1 protein-coding gene is annotated in these 5,520 nt (G+C 56.9%); it reads left to right on the forward strand.

Annotation, left to right across the window (positions count from 1 at the left end):
- Nucleotides 1–5,520, forward strand: a 5,520-nt coding sequence (locus tag ACO0LI_RS30490) for a DUF4214 domain-containing protein (protein ID WP_423037665.1), incomplete at both ends; no start/stop codon positions are given.

Genomic DNA, 5,520 nt, shown 5'->3' on the forward strand with positions numbered 1-5,520 from the left:
TTAAGTTCCACCTACGATGCCAGCACCGGCATTTTATCGGTCTCTGCCGTCAACATCGCCGGTGGCGACACCATTGATGTAAGCAAACTGTCTTTGACTGGCCAGACCGGTTCCTACACCCTGACCACCGCCAACGTCACCGCCAGCAGCAGTACGGCCTTCTCCGTCACCCTGAACGCCGCCGACAAGCTCGCCATCAACGGCATCCTGAACAACAACGGCACAGCAGCGGTTGATACCACCACCTTTAACCTCGCCGCCGCTGCATCCTGGGATGCCACCACGACATCAGCCGCCGACCTGACCGGCAACGCCGTGACCGTCTCGAACGTCACCGCACCAACGATTACGTCCGCAACCTACGATGGCACCACCCACGTCTTCACCATCACCGGCACCAATCTCGTCAAGACTATCGGCGCGACCAATGACATCACCATATCCAAGCTGACCATCACTGGCGAAGGCGGCGCAACGCGCACTTTGTCCACGACCGGCAACGTCGAAATCACATCTGCCACCAGTTTTACCTTCACTCTGGCCGGTGCCGATATCGCCGCAGTCGATAGCCTGTTGAATAAAAACGGTACTTCGTCTGCCAGCAGCGCCACTGTCTATAATCTTGCTGCTGCCGACGACTGGGATAGCGTCATCACCGGTGGCAATATCCAGGATTTGACCGGCAACGGCATCACCGTCGCCAATGCCGCACCAAGTATTTTAAGTTCCAGCTACGATGCAGCAACCGGCATTTTATCGGTCTCCGCCGTCAACATCGCCGGTGGCGACACCATTGATGTATCGAAACTGTCCCTGACTGGTCAGGCTGGTTCCTACACCCTGACCACCGCCAACGTTACTGCGAGCAGTTCGACCGCCTTCTCTGTCACTCTGAACGCCGCCGACAAGCTCGCCATCAACGGCATCCTGAACAACAACGGCACCACAGCAGTTGATACCACCACCTTCAACCTCGCAGCCGCCGCATCCTGGGATGCCACCACCACGTCCAGTGCCGACCTGACAGGTAATGCCGTCACTGTCTCGAATGTCACCGCACCAACGATTACGTCCGCAACCTATGACGGTACTACCCACGTCTTCACCGTCACCGGTACCAACCTCGTCAAGACCATCGGTGCCACCAATGACGTCACCATTACCAAGCTCACCATTACTGGTGAAGGTGGTGCGACCTACACCCTTTCCACCACCGGCAATGTCGAAGTCACTTCGGCCACCAGCTTCACCTTTACCCTGGCCGGTGCCGATATCGCCGGTGTTGATAGCCTGCTCAACAAGAACGGCACCTCTTCAGCAAGTAGCGCCACGACCTACAACCTTGCCGCAGCCGATGACTGGAACAGCGTCATCACCGGTGGCAACATTCAGGATTTGACCGGCAACGGCATCACCGTCGCCAATGCCGCACCAAGCATCCTCAGTTCCAGCTACGATGCAGCGACCGGCATCCTCAGTGTGTCCGCCGTCAATATCGTCGGTGGCGACACCATCGACGTCAGTAAGTTATCGATCACAGGTCAGGCCGGTTCTTATACATTGACCACCGCCAACGTCACCGCCAGCAGTGCCACCGCTTTCTCGGTGACACTCAACGCCGCTGACAAGCTCGCCATCAATGGCATATTGAACAAGAATGGCACCACAGCCGCTGACACCACCACCTTCAACCTTGCTGCCGCTGCTTCCTGGGACGCCACCACGACTTCCAGTGCTGACCTGACCGGCAATGCCGTCACGGTCTCGAACGTCGCTGCACCAACGATTACGTCTGCGACTTATGACATCACCACCCACGTTCTGACTGTCACAGGTACCGGCCTCGTCAAGACCATCGGTGCGACCAATGACATTACTGTCACGGCCCTGACCATCACAGGTGAAGGTGCGGCAACACGCACGCTCTCGACGACCGGCAATGTCGAAATTACGTCCGCCACCAGCTTTGCCGTGACACTCGCAGGTGCTGACCAGGCTGCGGTGGAAGCCCTGTTCAACAAGAATGGCACATCATCCACAGGTGGTACAAGCTACAACCTGGCTGCCGCCGATGACTGGGACAGCGCCATTACCGGTGGCAATATCGCTATCACTACTGCTGCTGTTACCGTCAGCAATATCCCGGTTCCGACCATTACCTCCTCGACCTATGATGCCAACACTGGTGTGCTGACCGTGACAGGAACCGGCCTAAAAGGCCTGACAGGTGCCACCAATGACATCGTCGCCAACAAGTTCAGCCTGCAAGGGGAAGGCGGTAGCAGCTATACCCTGACCACGACCAGCAATGTTGAGATCACCTCCGCCACGTCCTTCACACTGACCCTCAGTGCAACGGACCGGCTGGGTGCCAACCTCATCATGAACAAGAATGGCACCAGCTCCACCAGTGTCAATACTTACAACTTGATTGCCGCAGAAGACTGGAATGCCGGTGCTGATGCGGCCGTTGTCATCGCTGACCTGACCGGTAATGGCATTACCGTCTCGAATGTGGTGGCACCTACCGTCACCTCAGCGACCTACAACGTCGCCACCGGTGTGCTGGTCGTTACAGGCAGCAATTTCCTGAGCCTGACAGGTGCCGCCAATGACATCACCGCCAACCGCATCCGTCTGTTCGGCCAGGGTGGCTTCAACTACACCCTGACCGATACCGCCAACGTCGATATCAGCTCCAACACCAGCTTCACCATGACCATGAGTGCCACCGACAAGGCAGCACTGGCGTTGCGGATGAACAAGGATGGGACTTCGTCCACGGATACCACCGTCTACAACCTCGGCATGCTGGAAGACTGGAATACCGGTGCTGACGTGGCCGTCATCATCGCCGACCTGTTTGGCAATGGCATTACCGTGACCGGCAATAACGTTGCTCCCGTCATCGGTGGTGTCGTCGCAGGTCAGACTGTCACGGAAACCACCACGGTTACCCCCTTCGCGAACGTGACTATTACTGATCCTGATGTCGGTGCCAGCGAAACTATCATCATCACCCTTGATGTTGCCGCCAAAGGTGCCTTCACGGCCGCTTCACTGGCAGCGACAGGCTTCTCAACTGCCGATGGTGGCCTGACTTATACCCATGCTGCAGGAACACCTGCGGTCGTGCAGGCGGCCATCCGTGGCCTGGTATTCCAGCCTGGTGCGGGCCGGGTACCGGTCGGCAGTACTGAAACCACCACCTTTACCATCAGTGCCAATGACGGTATTGCCTCGGCCGTACTCAATAACACCACCACCGTGATTGCCACCGGTGTCAATGCGGCACCGACCAATATCAGCCTGTTGCCGGCCACCATCCTGCAAGGGTCTCCGGACAACAGCAGCGTCGGTACCCTCTCTGCGACTGACCCTAACCCCAGTGACACCGCCAGCTTTAGCCTGGTGGCGGGCAATGGCACGAATGACCGCGACAATGGCAAGTTCATCATCTCCGGCACCAGCCTGGTGGCCAAGAACCCGCTGGGCATGACCCCGGGCACCTATACCATCATGGTTCGCGCCACGGACACCTCCAATGCCACCTATGACAAGAGCCTGAGCATCACCGTTGGTGACAATGTGCCGCCAACGGTCATCGGCATTACCCGCATCAACCCAGAAAACACCAATCTCGGCACTGCCGATTACAAGGTCAGCTTCAGTGAAGCCGTGACTGGCGTGAACGTCGCCGCCTTTATACTGGCCACTACCGGCAGCGCAACGGGGACCATCAGCAGCGTCACCCAGCTTGATCCTTCTACCTATAGCGTCAGAATCACGGGTTTGACAGGAGATGGCAGCCTGGGCCTGAACCTTAAAACCTCGGGCACCGGCATTATTGACACCGCCAGCCTGCCTTTGAATGGCGGCTTTACCGGGCAGTTGTACCAGGTCGATCATACGGCGCCGACGACAGGTATCGGTGCAGTGCGCTTGTCGAATGATGACGGTGCCAGCAATAGCGACTTCATCACCACCATCAGCGACCAGACCATTTCCGGCAACCTCACCGCAGGTCTGGCAGTCGGCGAAACCGTGCAAGTCTCGCTCGACAATGGTGCCAACTGGATCAATGCGCTGGCGACCACCGGTGGCACTGGCTGGAGTTTGCCAAACCAACTGCTGAGTGGCAATAACACGCTCAAAGTCAGGGTGGTTGATCTGGCGGGCAATAGCGGGCCGACCTTCTCGCAGGCCTTCAGCATCAACCCTAATACTGACAACCCTGGCTCAGGCGGGTCGGATGCGGATGGCGATGGCATCCTGCAACGGGTAGAGGGAGAAGTACCGAATCTGCTGGGTGCAGGCAATGGCGATGGTAATGGTGACGGCATACCGGATCAGTCGCAGAAGAATGTCAGTTCGCTGTTATGGCATAACAGTACGGCAGCGAATAACCATTATGTGACGCTGGCAAATAATAATTTCCTGTCGCAAACCAATGTGAACACCACGGTAGCGCCTGCAACACTGCCTGCAGAACTGAGCATGCAATATGGCATGATCACCACCCAGCTCGTCGGCCTGGCAGCAGGTCAGGAAACCACGATGTCGCTGTACACCGATGCCATGGGCCCGGTGAATGGTTACTGGGTACAAGACAAGGCTGGCACCTGGACCAATATCGCCACCAATATTGCCACAGTGAACGGCAAGCTGAAAGTCGATTTCAAGATCACGGACGGCGGGCTCTTTGATACTGACGGCAAGGTCGATGGCAAGATTACGCTCAATGGTGGCCTGGGCTTTAAAACCACGGTCCCGACCAATCCAAATACCTCTTTGCCGGGTGACAAGGATGGTGATGGTATCCCGGATGCGATCGAAGCGAAGGTCGGTACCAAACTGGATGTCAAAGACAATGATGTCTTGCACCGTTCTGATTTGTTTGCCATGCAGCTTTATCGTGACGTGCTGTTCCGCGAAGCGGATACGGCAGGCGTGCAGTACTGGCAGGGGCAGATAGACAGTGGCAAGATGAGCCGTGCCCAGGTGGCAGCGTCGTTCATGGAATCCGCTGAATTCCAAAGCGGCATCGGTGGTATCACGCGTCTGTACTTTGGGGCCTTTGACCGTTTGCCTGACCGTGATGGTCTGGCTTACTGGATGCAGGCGCAAAAGGATGGACTGAATCTCTCCAAGATCAGTGCTTCGTTTGTGTCGAGTGCTGAGTTCCAGAAAACCTATGGGGCATTGGATAACACGGCCTTTGTGGATCGGGTTTATCAGAATGTGCTGCACCGTAGTTCAGATGCGGCAGGCAAGGCTTACTGGCTGGGGCAACTGGGCAATGGTCTCTCCAGGGGCGATATGCTGGCGGGCTTTACGGAATCAACGGAGTTCAAGGCGAATTCGCAATCCAAAGTGTCTTTGACGCTGGATTACATCGGTTTGCTGGGGCATGCGCCGGATCAGGCGACGTTTGATGCACTGCTGGCGCAATCGGGTACCGATGTGGTGACGCTGATCGGGCAGTTTATTAATTCGCCTGAGTATCTGGCGCGGTTTATG

This window comes from Undibacterium sp. Tian12W (assembly GCF_049339405.1).
Taxonomy (GTDB): domain Bacteria; phylum Pseudomonadota; class Gammaproteobacteria; order Burkholderiales; family Burkholderiaceae_D; genus Undibacterium.